At 71.1% G+C, this 15,468-nt stretch carries 9 protein-coding genes; 6 read left to right on the top strand and 3 right to left on the bottom strand.

Features of this window, described 5'->3' with window-relative positions:
• Nucleotides 1-112: 112 nt before the first annotated feature.
• The 4 genes from ACN27J_RS14395 (at nucleotide 113) to ACN27J_RS14380 (ending at nucleotide 6,853) form a co-directional block, all read left to right on the top strand.
• Complete coding sequence (locus ACN27J_RS14395; RefSeq protein WP_421372229.1) at nucleotides 113-1,195, top strand: MerR family DNA-binding transcriptional regulator; 1,083 nt, start codon at nucleotides 113-115, stop codon at nucleotides 1,193-1,195.
• Nucleotides 1,196-1,281: 86 nt separating this feature from the next.
• A complete protein-coding gene (locus tag ACN27J_RS14390) occupies nucleotides 1,282-1,671 on the top strand; it encodes a hypothetical protein (RefSeq protein WP_421366749.1) in 390 nt (129 codons plus the stop codon).
• Between the two features lie 298 nt (nucleotides 1,672-1,969).
• The gene (locus tag ACN27J_RS14385; protein ID WP_421366748.1) at nucleotides 1,970-4,078 is read left to right on the top strand and encodes a family 43 glycosylhydrolase; all 2,109 of its coding nucleotides are present in this window, start codon (nucleotides 1,970-1,972) and stop codon (nucleotides 4,076-4,078) included.
• Nucleotides 4,079-4,096: 18 nt separating this feature from the next.
• Nucleotides 4,097-6,853: a beta-L-arabinofuranosidase domain-containing protein gene (locus ACN27J_RS14380; protein ID WP_421366747.1), complete on the top strand. Its 2,757-nt coding sequence runs from the start codon at nucleotides 4,097-4,099 to the stop codon at nucleotides 6,851-6,853.
• Nucleotides 6,854-6,996: 143 nt separating this feature from the next.
• Here the strand turns inward: ACN27J_RS14380 and ACN27J_RS14375 are convergent, their stop codons facing one another.
• From ACN27J_RS14375 to ACN27J_RS14365, 3 genes are all read right to left on the bottom strand, one after another.
• On the bottom strand, nucleotides 6,997-7,926 hold the full coding sequence (locus ACN27J_RS14375; protein ID WP_421366745.1) for a diacylglycerol/lipid kinase family protein: 930 nt from the start codon (nucleotides 7,924-7,926) through the stop codon (nucleotides 6,997-6,999).
• An 84-nt stretch (nucleotides 7,927-8,010) separates the two neighbouring features.
• The gene (locus tag ACN27J_RS14370; RefSeq protein WP_421366744.1) at nucleotides 8,011-12,315 is read right to left on the bottom strand and encodes a S8 family serine peptidase; all 4,305 of its coding nucleotides are present in this window, start codon (nucleotides 12,313-12,315) and stop codon (nucleotides 8,011-8,013) included.
• A gap of 141 nt (nucleotides 12,316-12,456) precedes the next feature.
• Nucleotides 12,457-13,776, bottom strand: a complete 1,320-nt coding sequence (locus tag ACN27J_RS14365; protein WP_421366743.1) for a hypothetical protein — start codon at nucleotides 13,774-13,776, stop codon at nucleotides 12,457-12,459.
• 208 nt (nucleotides 13,777-13,984) lie between these two features.
• Here ACN27J_RS14365 and ACN27J_RS14360 point away from each other — a divergent pair, with 208 nt between their 5' ends.
• On the top strand, nucleotides 13,985-14,611 hold the full coding sequence (locus ACN27J_RS14360; RefSeq protein ID WP_421366742.1) for a GNAT family N-acetyltransferase: 627 nt from the start codon (nucleotides 13,985-13,987) through the stop codon (nucleotides 14,609-14,611).
• Between the two features lie 38 nt (nucleotides 14,612-14,649).
• Nucleotides 14,650-15,435 carry a trans-aconitate 2-methyltransferase gene (locus ACN27J_RS14355; protein WP_421366741.1) on the top strand — a complete coding sequence of 262 codons (786 nt, stop codon included), beginning with the start codon at nucleotides 14,650-14,652 and terminating at the stop codon, nucleotides 15,433-15,435.
• Nucleotides 15,436-15,468: the final 33 nt, after the last annotated feature.

Raw genomic sequence — 15,468 nt, 5'->3', positions numbered from 1 at the left:
CCCGTCGGCTCCGGTACGCGGCCGGTCTTGACCCCGGCCGGTCTTGACCCCCGGCTGGGTCTTGACCCTCGACCTGGTCGAGGCCGCAGAGTCCATGGACGTGGAGAGCGACATGCACAGCATCGGCGAGACGGCCCGCGCCAGCGGGCTCACCACCAGCGCGCTGCGGTTCTACGACTCCGCTGGCGTGCTGGTGCCGGCTGCGGTGGATCCGCACACCGGCTATCGGTGGTACGCCGCGAGTCAGCTGCGCGCCGCCCGGCTGCTGGCCGGGCTGCGCCGGGTCGGCCTGCCGCTGGCCGAGATCACCGAGACGGTCCGGGCGTTGCCCGACGTCACGGTGGCCCGACGGCTGCTCGACGTGCACCTGCGCCGGCTGCAGGACGGGCTGGCCGATGCCCGTCGGGAGCTCTCCCGCATCCATGCCCTGCTCGATGCCGAGGAGAACCGGACGATCATGACCACCACCACCACTCACGTCACCGTCGACGCCGCCGCCCTGGCCGACGCGCTGGACGCCGTACGGTTCGCCGTCGGCACCGACCCCGAGATTCCCGCCCTGGCCGGAGTGCACGTCGAGGTCTCCGCCGACACCGTACGGTTCGCCGCGACCGACCGTTACCGCATGGCGGTCGCCGAACTCGTCCCGACGGCGGTCGACGGCCCGGCGGTGACGGTCCTGGTGCCCGGCGGCTTCGTGACCGGCGTACGCAGCCAGGTCGACCGTAACCCAACAGCGGAACTGGCCTTCGGTCCGGACGGCGTCGACGCCTCCGCCCCGGGCTGGCGGATCACCACCGATCCGCTGGACCACGACTTTCCCGACTACCGGCCGTTGCTGCCGGTCCGGGGCGCCGAGGGCCGACGGCAGGTCACTGTGGACGCCACCGAGTTGCGACGGGCGCTGGAGCCGGGCCGGGCCCCGGCGGTGGTACGCGAACACCTCGGCGTCACCCACCCGGTCGCGGTGCTGGCGGCGACCGACGACGGCACCGTCGAATGCGTCGACGAGGCGGCCTGGCACGCCGCACCGGATCGGTGCGTCGCGGTGAACCGGGAGTTTCTGCTGCAGGCGGTGGCGGCCGCCGGCGGCGGTCAGTTGGTGCTGGACCTGGACGGGCCGATCCGGCCGTTGGCCGTGCGACTGCCCGACGACGACCGGAGCTGTTCGCTGCTGATGCCGATCCGGCACTGACGTCGGCGTGGTCCGGCCCGAGGCTGCGGGCCGGACCGCGCCGCGAGCGGCCGGGGGTGGTGTTGCGGGCGCGGACCTTCGGCGACGTGGAACCCTTCATCGCCGATCTGCCTGCGGTCGTCCCGATCGTCGCCGCCGATGTGGTCGAGTTGCGCAGCCAGGCAGGCCAGTTGCGGCGTACCGGTCGGTGGAGTGTGCCGCGGCGGCTCGTGGTGCTCGCGAAGGCGGGTTCGGTGCTGCTGGACATGCGGCACGCCGTCTTCGGCCACCGGGTGGTGGAGATCGAGTTGTTTGCGCAGGCCGAGGCAGTATCGCGGCTGGCACCTTGTCGGTGCGGTACGAGTACCGGTTCTGGCGGTGGCGTTGGTAGCTGGCTGGGTCCGCCGCCAGGCTTTTGCCTTGCATCGTCGATGGACGATGTTATCGATAACAGTGGTGCCCGGTTGGGCGCCTGCCGTCCGGTACCGGTCCGGTGAAACGTTGCTGCCCTCCGTGCGAAACGCCAGCCGGGTGACGGCCACTGCCTCGGCGTCACGAAACACGCCTGTTACCTCTTGACGACCGTGGTGTTATCGTTCACAGTCGATGGACACCCGTTGGGGCGCGATCGGGAGTGAGCCGGCTGTCGCTGCCCCGACCGGGTGCCAGCTCCGCCAACCGGGCTGGTGGGGCCGCATGTTAACGCTCACTGGCTAGGCCTACAGCGGCCAGCGGGCCGGGTGGTGCCGCCAGGCGTGCGGCCGACCGCCTGGGCCTGCGGTGACGGAGGAAGACATGGCAGAAACAGCCCAGGCCGGTCGGGCCACCGACCGGAAATGGATCCGCCGTATCGCGGCGGCGACCGCAGCGGTCCTGGTCGGCGGCGGCCTCGTCGCGCTGACGACGACTGCGGCATCGGCGGCGACGGTCGACACCAGCGCGTGGTACGTGCTGCTCAACCGCAACAGCGGCAAAGCCCTCGACGTGTACAACCTCGCCACCAACGACGGCGCCCGGATCACCCAGTGGTCCCGCAACAACGGCAACCAGCAGCAGTGGCAGTTCGTCGACTCCGGCGGCGGCTACTACCGGCTGAAGTCCCGCCTGTCCGGCAAGGTCCTCGACGTCTACGAGTGGTCCACCGCCAACGGCGCTGCCATCGTCCAGTGGAGCGACCACAACGGCACCAACCAGCAGTGGCGCCTCGCCGACTCCGACGGCGGTCACGTCCGGCTGATCAGCCGACACAGCAACAAGGCCCTCGAGGTCCAGAACGCGTCGACCGCCGACGGCGGCAACATCGTCCAGTACGACGACTGGGGCGGCGCCAACCAGCAGTGGCAACTCGTCCGCGTCGACGGCGGCGGCAACCCCGACCCCAACCCCACGACACCGCCGCCGTCGGGGGAGTACACGAATCCGGTGGTGTGGCAGGACTTCGCGGATGTGGAGGTGATCCGGGTCGACGACACGTACTACATGACGGCGTCGACGATGCATTATTCGCCGGGTGCGCCGATTCTGCGGTCGTACGATCTGGTGAACTGGGAGTTCGCGGGGCATGCGGTGCCGAGGTTGGAGTTCGGGTCGAAGTACGACCTGTCGGGGGCGCAGCGGGGGTATGTGCGGGGGATCTGGGCGTCGACGTTGAACTACCGGCGGAGCAACGGGACGTACTACTGGGCGGGTTGTATCGATTTCAGTCAGACGCACATGTACACGTCGCGGTCGGTGGAGGGGCCGTGGACGAAGCATGCGACGTTGCCGTGTTATTACGACGCGGGGTTGTTGTTCGACGATGATGACACGCCGTATGTGGCGTACGGTAACGGGACGATCAGTGTGGCGCAGTTGTCGGCGGATGGTCGGTCGCAGGTGCGGGCGCAGCAGGTGTTCCAGACGCCGTCGAGTGTGGGGACGCTGGAGGGTGCCCGGTTCTACAAGCGGAACGGCAACTATTACATCTGGCTGACGCGGCCGGCGAACGGTCAGTATGTGTTGCGGTCGACGAACGGGCCGTTCGGGCCGTACGAGATGCGGCAGGTGTTGTTGGATCTGCCGGGGCCGATCTCGGGTGGTGGGGTGCCGCATCAGGGTGGTGTGGTGCAGACGCAGAACGGTGACTGGTACTACATGGCGTTCGTGGACGCGTATCCGGGTGGGCGGATGCCGGCGTTGGCGCCGATCACCTGGACGGGTGACGGGTGGCCGCAGTTGCGGACGGTGAACGGTCGGTGGGGGGTGAACTACCCGCGGCCGAATCTGCCGGCGCCGCCGCGGGTGGTGAAGCCGTTGACCGGGGTGGACACGTTCGCGGGGACGACGTTGGGGCCGCAGTGGGAGTGGAACCACAATCCGGACAACTCGCGGTGGTCGGTGAACGACGGGCTGCGGTTGTCCACCGCGACCGTGACGAATGATCTCTACAGTGCGCGGAACACGTTGACGCATCGGATTCAGGGGCCGACGTCGACGGCGACGGTCGAGTTGGATTATTCGTCGATGCGGGATGGTGACCGGTCGGGGTTGGTGATGTTGCGGCAGTCGTCGGCGTGGGTCGGGGTGCGTCGGGACAATGGGTCGACCCGGGTGGTGATGACGAACGGGTTGACGATGGACAGTAACTGGAACACCATCGGGACCGGGACTGAGGTGGCGAGTGCGCCGGTGTCGGGTGGTCGGGTCTGGTTGCGGGCGAATGCTGATATCCGGCCGGGTGCGGGGCGGCAGGCGCGGTTCTCGTACAGCACGGACGGGGTGAATTTCACGTCGTTCGGGCCGGCGTTCACGTTGAACAATGAGTGGCAGTTCTTCATGGGTTACCGGTTCGGGATCTTCAATTATGCGACGCAGGCGCTCGGCGGCGCCGTCACCGTCCGACGGTTCGAACTCTCGACCCCCTGATTTTTGGAGTAGACGATCATGAGCTCGTCCTTTCTCAGCCGTCGTCGGCTGCTGCAGGCCGCCGGCGCGACCGCGGTGGTCTCCGCCACCGGCGTCACCACCGGCGCGGTCGTCGGTGCCGCTCCGGCCGCCGCGGCCCTGCCACCGGCACGCCCGGACATCGGCGTGGGGGCCTACGGATTCGACGTCGGCCAGGCCAGGCTGACCACCAGCCGGTGGCTGGACAACCAGAACCGCACCATCAACTACCTGCGCTTCGTCGACGTCGACCGGATGCTGCGCAACTTTCGGGCCAATCACCGGCTGTCCACCAACGGCGCCGCGTCCAACGGCGGCTGGGACAGCCCGACGTTTCCGTTCCGTACCCACATGCAGGGCCACTTCCTGAGCGCCTGGGCATTCGCGTGGGCGGTGACCGGTGACAGCGTCTTCCGGGACAAGGCCAACTACATGGTGGCCGAACTCGCCAAGTGCCAGGCCAACAACGGGGCGGCCGGCTTCGCCGCCGGCTACCTGTCCGGGTTCCCCGAGTCCGACTTCACCAGCCTCGAGGCCCGGACGCTGAACAACGGCAACGTGCCGTACTACTGCATCCACAAGACCCTCGCCGGCCTGCTCGACGTGTGGCGCTACCTCGGCAACAACCAGGCCCGCGACGTCCTGCTCTCGCTCGCCGGCTGGGTCGACTGGCGCACCGGCCGGCTCTCCACGAGCCAGATGCAGAACATGCTCGGTACCGAGTTCGGCGGGATGAACGCCGTCCTGACCGACATCTACCAACAGACCGGTGACAGCCGCTGGCTCACCACCGCGCAGCGGTTCGACCACGCCGCCGTGTTCAACCCGCTCGCCGCCAACTCCGACCAGCTCAACGGGCTGCACGCCAACACCCAGGTGCCGAAGTGGATAGGTGCCGCCCGCGAGTACAAGGCCACCGGTACCACCCGCTACCGGGACATCGCCAGCAACGCCTGGAACATCACCGTTGACGCGCACACCTACGTGATCGGCGGCAACAGCCAGGCCGAGCATTTCCGGGCACCCGACGCCATCGCCGGCTACCTGCGCAACGACACCTGCGAGGCGTGCAACACGTACAACATGCTGAAACTCACCCGGGAGCTGTGGCTGCTCGACCCGGGCCGGGCGGCGTACTTCGACTTCTACGAACGGGCGCTGCTCAACCACGTGATGGGCATCCAGAACCCGGCCAGCGACCACGGACACATCACCTACTTCACCCCGTTGAACCCGGGCGGGCGGCGCGGCGTCGGCCCGGCCTGGGGCGGCGGGACCTACAGCACCGACTACAACTCCTTCTGGTGCTGCCAGGGCACCGGCCTGGAGGTCAACACCGCGCTGACCGACTCCATCTACTTCCACGACGGCAGCACGCTGACCGTCAACCTGTTCATGCCGTCGGTGCTGAACTGGTCGCAGCGGGGCATCACCGTCACCCAGACCACCAGCTACCCGGCCAGCGACACGACCACCCTCACGGTCACCGGCAACGTCGCCGGGTCGTGGACGATGCGGATCCGGATCCCGGCCTGGACCAGCGGGGCGACGGTCAGCGTCAACGGCGTCCAGCAGGGCATCGCCACCACACCGGGCAGCTACGCCAGCCTCACCCGGTCCTGGTCCGCCGGCGACACGGTCACCGTACAGCTGCCGATGCGGGTGATCATGGTGCCGGCCAACGACAACCCCGACGTCGCCGCGATCACCTACGGTCCGGTGGTGCTCTCCGGCAACTACGGCAACAGCACCCTGAGCGGGCTTCCGTCGCTCGACACCGCGTCGATCACCCGGACCAGCGCCAGCTCACTCGCCTTCACCGCCACCGCGAACGGCTCGTCGGTGGGCCTCGGCCCGTTCCACGACGCGCACGGGCACAACTACACCGTCTACTGGAGCGTCGGCTCCGGCGGCGGCAACCCCGGTACGGCCAGCTTCCGGCTGGTCAACGCCAGCAGCAACCTGGTGCTCGGGGTGCAGAACATGTCGACCGCCGACGGCGGCCTGGCCCTGCAGTGGGACGACAACGGCACCGCCGACCACGACTGGGAGATCATCGTCGACGGCGGCGCGATCCGGTTGCGCAACGTGCACAGCGGCAAGGTGCTCGGCGTGGAAAACATGTCCACCGCAGACGGTGCCCGCGTCCTGCAGTGGTCCGACACCGGCACCGCCGACCACCGCTGGACGGTGGTCGATGTCGGCGACGGCACCCACAAGCTGCGCAACGTGCACACCGGCAAGCTGCTGGCCATCGCCGGCGGATCGACCGCCCTCGGCGCCCAGGCGGTGCAGGACCCGGACAACGGCAGCCTGGACAACCAGTGGCGGTTCCTGCCGAACGGCACCCGGCGGATCCAGAACCGGGCCAGCGGACTGGTGCTCGGCGTGCAGAACATGTCCACCGCCAACGGCGGCCTGGCCATCCAGTGGGGCGACACCGGCACCGCCGACCATCTCTGGACGGCGGTCACCGACACCGGCGGCTACCTGCGGCTGCGCAACTCGCACAGCGGCAAGGTGCTCGGCGTGGAGAACATGTCGACGGCGACCGGGGCCCGGGTGCTGCAGTGGGACGACAACGGCACCGCCGACCACCGGTGGCGGCTGCGGTACCGTAGTGACGGCTACTTCCGACTGCAGTGCGCCAACGGCGGCAAGGTGCTCGGGGTCAGCGGCGGGTCAACCGCGCAGGGGGCACAGATCGTGACCTCGGACGACTACGGCCAGAACGACACGCTCTGGCGGTTCGTCTGACCCGTACCGGCTCGGGTCGGCCGCCCTCACCCGGCGGCCGGCCCACCCGGCGGCCGGCCGGACTCGCGCTGCCGGCCGGACTCGCGCTGCCGGCCGGACTCGCGCTGCCGGCCGGACTCGCGCTGCCCGGCCGCGCGGTCGGGTCAGTGGTCGACGGTCCCGGCGGCGGCCATCACCCGCAGCGCGTTGGCGTCGACCCGTAGCCTGATCGGGGTCTCGCCGCACACCTCACCGTCGATCTCCACCGGCGCCGGCCGGTCCGTCTCGACCAGCAGTTCGCCGACCGCGAGGAACGGGTCGTGCCGCAGGGTACGCCGGTGACCGGTCGCCGCGTTGCGTACCGTCGCGCCCAGCAGGCTGTGCCGGGCCGCACCACCCACCGGGTACGCCACCAGCAGCCGGTCGTCGGCGTTGGCGTCCGCGGTGATCGGCCGACCGGCCTGGTGACCGCCGTTGGCGACGTACAGCTGGTGGGTCTGGAAGTCCCGGTTGCTGCTGGCGGTCCGGACGCTGACCCGTAGCGGACGGTGCCGGGCCATCAACGCTGCCGCCGTCGCCGGATAGGCGAACTTGCCGACCACCCGTTTCAGCCGGGGCGGGGTGCGCAGCATCACCTCGGCGGACAACCCGATGCCGACGTGGTTGGCGAACGGCAGGTCACCGGCGAGGCCGAGATCGACGTCGATCACCTTGCCGGAACTGATCACGCGGACCGCCGCGTCCAGGTCGATCGGGATCCCGAGGGTACGGGCGAAGTTGTTGGTGGTGCCCAGCGGCAGCAGCCCGAGCGCGATGTCGCGGTGGGCGAGCAGCCGGGCGGCGGCCCCGATGGTGCCGTCCCCACCGCCGGCGATCAGCAGGTCCGGGGCCATCCGGACCGCCTCGTCCAGGCTGCGTTCCAGCTCACCCGGCTCGTCCACCGGGTAGCTGGCGATCAGCTCGAAACCGGCGTCGGTCAGCCGTCGGACGGCGTCGGTGTAGAACTGGCGGCCCCGGCGGGACTTGGCGTTGACGATCAGCACCGCCCGCCGTCGCTGCCGGATGGCGTCGCTCAACTCCTGCTTGGTCCGCACGGCCAGACCTTATCCTCACCGGCCACGCGACCCCCTGGCCCGGGGGTCGCGCGGCCAGCGCGGATGCTCACCTGTCGGACATCATCAGCCCACCGTCACCGCCGAGCTGGCGGTCACCGCCACCGCACCGCCGGTCAGCTGGTGGGTGAAGGTGAAGTCGCCGGGCCGGCGGGTGCGGACGTGCAGCTCCCAGGTCAGGTCGGTGCCGGCGGTCAGCGCCACCTCCGGCGAGATCGTCCCGACCAGGGCACCGTCCTGCACCGACATCGGCACCCGGACCCAGGCACCGTCGACCCGCAGCTGCACCGCGACGTCGCGGGCCAGCAGGTCACCGTCGGGGTGGGTGACCGTCAGCGTCGACTCGGCGGTGCCCTGGTCGACCCCGCTCGGGTTGACCACCCGGACCTCCGGGTGGAACCAGCCGTCCACCTCGGCGGTCTGCGGGTAGGTCGAGGTGATCGTCGCCGCCTCGGCCAGCACCAGGGACGACTCGGCGTCGACCAGCCCGCTGTACCAGCCGGTGTCCAGCTCCAGCTGGAGCTGGTACCGACCGGGCTGCGGGTCGTCGACCTCGAACCCGTACGGCTGGGCCGCCCAGTCGAGGTAGCCGGCCCGGATCTCGGTGCCGGCCGGGTCGGACAGCCGCAGCACCGGCCGGGCCTCGTTGGGCGCCAACGCCCGGACCGCCGGCACGACGTCCTCCAGGCGGGTCACCGCCGGCAGATCGGCGAACGGCCGTACGTCGGTGGCGCGGACCGTCGCGAACGGGTGCCCGTGCGCGTCGGTCACCGACCAGTCCACCTCGACCGAGCCGGGCTCCGGGGCCGACGCGGCCAGTTCGACCTGCGCCGCACCGCCGAAGCCGAACGTGGCGTCGAACGGGTCGATCCAGTCCATCTCCGGCAGGATCTCGCTGACCAGCCACCAGTCGCGTTCCAACCGGGGCAGCTGGTGCACGGTGACCGCCTGGTAGCTGTCCAGCGTCGCGACCAGCGGTCCGGGCCCGAACGAGTACGCCCACGGCGCGGTGCCGGCCGGGCGCAGGTAGACGGTCGCCGCATGGTTGCCGCCGACCAGGTCGGCGGCGAGGTCCACCCGGGTCGACAGATCCTGCGCCGCCTCGGCCCCGGCCGGCCCACCGGCCAGCACCCGGGGCGCGAACAGCACCTCGTCGTCGTCGAACACCGTGATCACCTTGTGCAGCAGGTACGACGTACCACCGTCGGTCGCGGCCTTGCGCACCACCAGGGTGTAGCGGTCGACGGCGGCCGGCGTCTCGAAGGTGAGGGTGCCGGCGTCGTCGGTGGCACCGACCGGGATCACCGCGCCGTCGTGGACCAGCTCGACCGCAGCGCCGGCCAGCGGGCCGGGCTCGGCATCCGGAGCATCGACGGTACGCGCGGTGAGGCTCACCCGGGGCGGACGCACCCGGAACGACCCGGTCAGGTACTCGAGCGTCACGGCGTAGTTGCCCAGCTCTGCCCGCTGGACCGTCCAGCTGACCGTCTGGTTGACGCCGGAGCCGAGGTTGACCGTGGTGGTCGCCGCCGACTCACCGTCGACCCGCAGCACCGCCTGGTACGGCCCGGCGGCCGCGCCGATGTTCTTCACCTGTGCGGTGACCCGTACCGGTTCGTTGCTCTTCACCACCTCCGGGTCGACCGTCAACCCGTGCACGGCGAAGTACGGCTGCCCTTCCTCGGCCGGTCGGGCCGCCCAGTCGATGGCGTCGAGGAACACCTGGGTGGCCTGCTCGGTCCAGTCGACCGGGCCACGGGTCACCGACACGCCGTGGGTGGACAGCAGCACGTGCCGGTTGGTGGCCCGCTGGTCGACGCCGATGCCGCCGCCGTAGATCCCGGTGGTGTCGCTGCGGCCCAGGTCGGCGAGGGTCTGCCGGCCGTCGCCGGAGTAGTCGCCGAACCAGGCGATCCACTTGGCCTGGGTGCTGTTGTCCAGCGGAATCCGGTCACCGACGGCGTACCCGTCGAGGATCGGGTGTTCGGCGGTCACCTCGTAGTACGACTCGGCCACGCCGGTACCGCCGGTGTTGGAGCCGGTCGAGACGGGCTGCCCGGTGTGCTGGGACAGCTGCCGGATGCCGTTGCCGGTGCTGTAGGCGTGGTCGGTGAAGATCACCCCGGTGCCGGCGGCGTCGGTGGCGTCCAGGAACGCCTGGAAGGTCGCCTCGTCGTAGTCGCTGCTCACCCCGTAGCCGAGCACCACGACCGGATGGTCGGCGGCGGCCACCAGCTCGTCCCAGTCGTAGATCACCGTCTCGATGCCGCGTGGGGCGAAGATCTCGTCGGCGTACGTGTCGACGTAGCTGCCGACCAGGGCGACCGTCTGCGGCGGCGGGCTGAGCGTGAAGTCGGCGGTGACCGCGCCGCCTTCCGGAATGGTCACCTCGACGGCCGGGGAGACGTCGAACCGGGGATGGTCGGCGGTGATCCGGTAGCTGCCGGCCGGCAGTTCGAGCCGGTAGCTGCCGTCGGTGCCGGTGACCACCGGGCTGCCGACCGGCGCGCCGTCGGCGGAGACCGTGACCGTCACCCCGGGTACGCCGTGGCCGCTCTCGTTGAACGTCGCGGCACCGGTGACCACCCCGATCGGCAGTGGCACCATCGCCAGGTCGACGGTGGTGAACGACTCCTCGACCACGACGACGTCGGCGACGCTGGCGGTCTCGTGACCGAACGCGGTGGCGGTCAGCGTGTAGCTGCCGGGTGCCAGGCGCAGGGTGAAGGTGCCGTCGTCACCGGTACGCACCGAGGCCCCGCCCGGCGTGACGGTGACCGTGGCGTCGGCCACCGGGGCTCCGGTGCCGGCGGTGGTGACCTGGCCGGTGACACCGCTGTCGAGCGCCACCTGCACGGCGGCGGCGTACGCGTCGATCCGGCCGTGGCCGTAGCGGGTGTCCGGTGCCACGTCGGCGTACCGGTCGTCCCAGAACGCGGTGTCGATCAGTGCGGTGCGGGTCGCGTCGACGCTGAGCTCCGGCGCGCCCTGCAGCAGCAGCGCGGCGACCGCGCTGGTGTGCGGGGTGGCCATCGAGGTGCCGCTGGCGTAGCGGTAGCTGCCGTCCGGGTGGGCCGACCACACCTCGTCGCCCGGGGCGGACAGGTCCGGGGTGACCCAGCTGTCCGGCCAGTCCGCGGGTGGGCTGGCCCAACTGGACTTGTTGACCACGTTGCCGCAGGAGAAGTCGGCGACGTTGTCGTCGATGTCGGTGGCACCGACGCCGACGGCCTCGTACACGTTGCCGGGGCTGGACGAACCGACGCCGCAGCTGCCGAGGATGTCCTCGTTGCCGATGGCGAACGACGGGAACGCACCGGCGGCGACGATCGCCCGGGTCGGGGCGACCATCTCCGTCGAGTAGCTCGGTGCGCCGAGCGACATGCTGACCACGTCGGCCGGGCGGCCCGCCGGGTTGCCGGCCGAGTCGGTCGGTGCGACCGCCCACTGCATGCCGGCGGCGACCTGGGCGAAGGAGCCGCTTCCGCCGGGGATCACCAGGCCGTGCGCCATCTCGGCACCGGGCGCGCCGCCGATGATCACGCCGGACGCCGCACCACCGTGGATGGTGCCGGAGACGTGCGTACCGTGGGTGGACGAGTCGTGTGGCTCCGAGGCCACCAGACCGCCGGCGGAGCTGAACTCCATCCAGCCACCCGGGTAGGTCGGGTCGGTCGGGTCGTCGGTGGCCATCTTGCCGACCAGGTCGGGGTGGTCGATGGCGACCCCGGTGTCCAGAGTGACCACCCGGACGCCGGTGCCGTCCAGACCGAGCTCGGTCCAGACCTTTTCGACGCCGATGCGGTCCATGCCCCAGGTGATCCGGTCGTCGATGATCGACGCGGCCGGGTCGGCGGCGGCGGTCATCTCGGTCTCCGGCACGCTCAGGGTGAAGTTCGGCAGCACCCGTTGCACGCCGGGCAGGCTCGCCAGCGCCGACAGCCGGGCGGCGTCGGCGGTGAACTCGACGAGCAGCATGTTGGTGATCCAGAAGCGGTTGACCACCCGTACGTCGCCGGCGGTCTCGGCGTGCTCCTCCAGCGCCGTTTCGACCTCGGCCTGGATCTCCTCGGAGTGGGCGCGAAGCTGGTCGACGGCGGTGTCCGGGTTGGTCGGATAGCGCTGCGGGTTGGGCAGCATCAGCAGCGCCTGGACCCGGTCGCCGGTCGATTCGGCGACTGTGGCCTGTAGTTCCTCGGCGACTGCGGCGGCGCCGGCACCGGGGGCGTCGGCACCGCCGTCGGTGGGCGCGGCCGAGACGGGCAGCGGTACGGCGAGCAGCCCGCCGGCCAGCACGGCACCAGCGGTGACGGCCAGCAGGCGGCGTGCCCGGGGCAATAGTCGTGGTAGGGAGGGCTTGCGTCCTGACATCGATCGTCTCCTGGATCGCAGGGCCGGGATCAACCGGTTGGCATCGAAGATCGCTGAACGCCAATGGCGAACATGTTGATGTCGATGACTCCCCGCCGTCAACCCCTCACGATCCGAAACGGGGTCTACCGCCGGTCCGCGTCAGTTGGTGGTCAGCACCTCGTAGAGGTCGGGTCGACAGTCCAGCGCGGCCTCCCGCAGTGCGGCGACCCGGGCCAGTTGCTCGTCCGCCGGCAGCGACCGCAGCGTGGCCAGCGCCTCCTCGACCATGCCCTGTACGGGTTGCCAGAACTCGTCCGGTGCCGCGTCCCGGCCCTGCAGCCAGAGGCCGGCCGCCGCCCGGGCCGCCTGGATCGGCTCCCAGCCCTCGACGTCGTCGAGGGCGGCACCGCAGGCCCAGGTGCCGGCGCCGTCGAGGATTTCGGCTTCGAGCGAGGGCAGCCCGGTGGCGATCGTCCCGTCGCCGTAGATGAGCAGCTCGAAGTGGACGGTGTCCCGGCGCTGCGCGATCGTGGCGCCGTGCGGGCTGACCTGCTGCACCACGGCGGTCGGCGGGTCGGGCAGTTTGGCCAGCAGAGTCAACGCCCGCCGGGCCGGCCCGACCAGCTCCGGCAGGACCGACGCGTCGACCCGGCTGACGCAGACCCGGGGCGTCCCGTCGGCACAGACCAGCCCGGTGGCCTGCAGGTCGGGGCGGGCTGCCTCATCGACCGGTGGCAGCACGATCAGGGCGACGAGCAGCCCGGCGACGGTCGGTAGCGTGGCGAGCAGCCGGGAGCGGCGGGTTGCGGCGGCGTACAGCGCCCATCCGGTGGCCGCCAGGGCGACGGACCACACCAGCTTGCCCGCGACGGCCCGGCCGTCGATCGTGGAGTAGCCGTCGGCCGGCCCGAGGGACGCCGGACTGAGCAGCGCGGCCCGGCTGTCGGAGCCGTCGGTGAGCAGTTGCAGCCCGACGACGGCGGCGAGCGCACCCACGGCGAGCAGCGGGGCGGTCAGCCGGGACGGCAGCAGCTGCCCCAGGCCGAGGCCGAGTAGACCGGCCGCCGCGACGCTCGCCGCGCCGAGCAGCATCGGCCACACCCAGCCGGTCGGCTGATGGTCGGCGGCCAGCACCGCGCGGGCCAGCACCTCGAGCACTCCGCCGGTGTACCCGCCGGCGAGGCAGCCGACGACCGCGACCGCCCGGGGCGCCACCCGGACCAGGCCCGGTCGGGCGCTGGTCGCGACCAGTTCGGTCATCCTGCTGGCCTGGTCCCGGCGGCCGTGCCAGGCGCCGACCGCGACCGCGAGCGGCCAGATCAGGTCCAGCGCGCTGTGGTGGGCCAGTACCCCGGCCATCCAGTACCCGTCCCAGCGTTCTCCGTCGGCGGCCCACCAGGCCGCCGCGAACGCCAACCCGACACCGAACCACACCACCGCGGTACGGCGCAGTTCCACGAAGAGAATCCGACCCGTCACGTCGTCGCACCGTTCCTGTCGTCGTTCCTGTCGTCGTTCACAACCGGCAAGACGGACCGGGCAACGGGCCCGGCTTTGGGCATCGGTGTGAGCTGGATCTCACCTCTGTCGACCGGCTGGCCTGACCGCTGGACGGCCCGGCAAATCGGATGGCGGCGGGTGTGGTGGCAGGGCCATCGACGGTGGGCGTGGTGGCAGGATGGGCGGCGTGCCGACCGTGCAGCCGTCCGCCCTGCATCCCGAATATTCTGCCCTGCATCCCGAATATCCGGTCCGCACCGAGCGGCTGCTGCTGCGACCGCTGACCGGCGACGACGTCGACGCGCTACTCGCCTACCGCAGCCTGCCGGACGTCTGCCGGTACGTGCCGTTCGAGCCGATGACCCGCGACGTCGTCGTCCAACGGCTCGCCACCCAGTGGGCCAACACCGGCCTCACCGACGAAGGTCAGGCCCTCACTCTTGGCGTCGAGGTTGCGGCCACCGGCCGGCTGATCGGTGACGTCGTGCTCTTCTGGCGTAGCCGGGTCCATCGCGGCGGCGAGATCGGGTACGTCGTACATCCGGACGCCGCCGGCCAGGGCTACGCCACCGAGGCGGCACGGGCGCTGCTCTCTCTCGGCTTCGATCAGCTCGGCCTGCACCGGATCGTGGCCCGGGTGGACGAGCGCAACGAGTCGTCGGCCCGGCTGGCCCGGCGCCTCGGAATGCGTCAGGAAGCCCGGCTGGTGCGCAGCGAACTGTTCAAAGGTGAATGGAGTACGGAACTCGACTTCGCGATGCTCGCCGACGAGTGGGCGGCGTACCGTGACGCCCGGACGCCGGATCGGCAGTGACGCCGGTCGGACATCGGATCGGCCGGGAGGAGACAACGATGTGGGATCCGGCCGCCTACCTGCGCTTCACCGACCACCGCTCCCGCCCGTTCGCTGACCTGCTGGCCAGGGCCGCCGTCGCCGACCCGGCCGTGGTCGTCGACCTCGGCTGCGGGCCGGGCACCCTCACCGTCCACCTGGCCGACCGCTGGCCGGGAGCCGTCGTGACCGGGATCGACTCGTCGACCGAGATGATCGCCGCCGCCCGGGCGCTCGGGTCACCGGTCCGGTTCGACGTCGGCGACGTGACCGACTGGGAGCCCGGCCCGGACGTCGATGTGGTGATCTGCAACGCCGTACTGCAATGGGTGCCCGAGCATCCCGCCCTGCTCGACCGGTGGGCGGCGCGGCTACGGCCGGGGGCGGTGCTGGCCTTCCAGGTGCCGGGCAACTTCGACGCCCCGTCGCACCGGGCGATCCGCTCGGTCGCGGCGGACGCTCGCTGGCGGGGGCGGCTGCCGGACATCCGTGGCGGTGACGTGGTGCTCGACCCGGCCGGCTACGCCACCCGACTGCTCCGAGCCGGCTGTACGGTCGACGCCTGGGAGTCCACGTACCTGCATCTGCTGCCGGCCGTGGACGCCGACCCGGCGGCGCATCCGGTGCTGGCCTGGGTCGAGGGGACCGCCGCCCGGCCGGTCCGGGCCGCCCTCGACGACGCGGGGTGGGCCGCGTTCCGTAGACGGCTCGGCGAGGAGTTGGCGGCTCGGTACCCGGTCCGGGACGGGCTCGTCGCGTTCCCGTTCCGACGGGTGTTCGTGGTGGCGACGAAGCCGGCTGGCTAACCTGTGGGTGTGCGGAGCGCTTTGCGGTGCGGG

It is taken from the genome of Solwaraspora sp. WMMB762, assembly GCF_049179115.1.
Classification (GTDB): domain Bacteria; phylum Actinomycetota; class Actinomycetes; order Mycobacteriales; family Micromonosporaceae; genus Micromonospora_E.
This window is presented reverse-complemented; position numbering and strand designations above follow the sequence as displayed.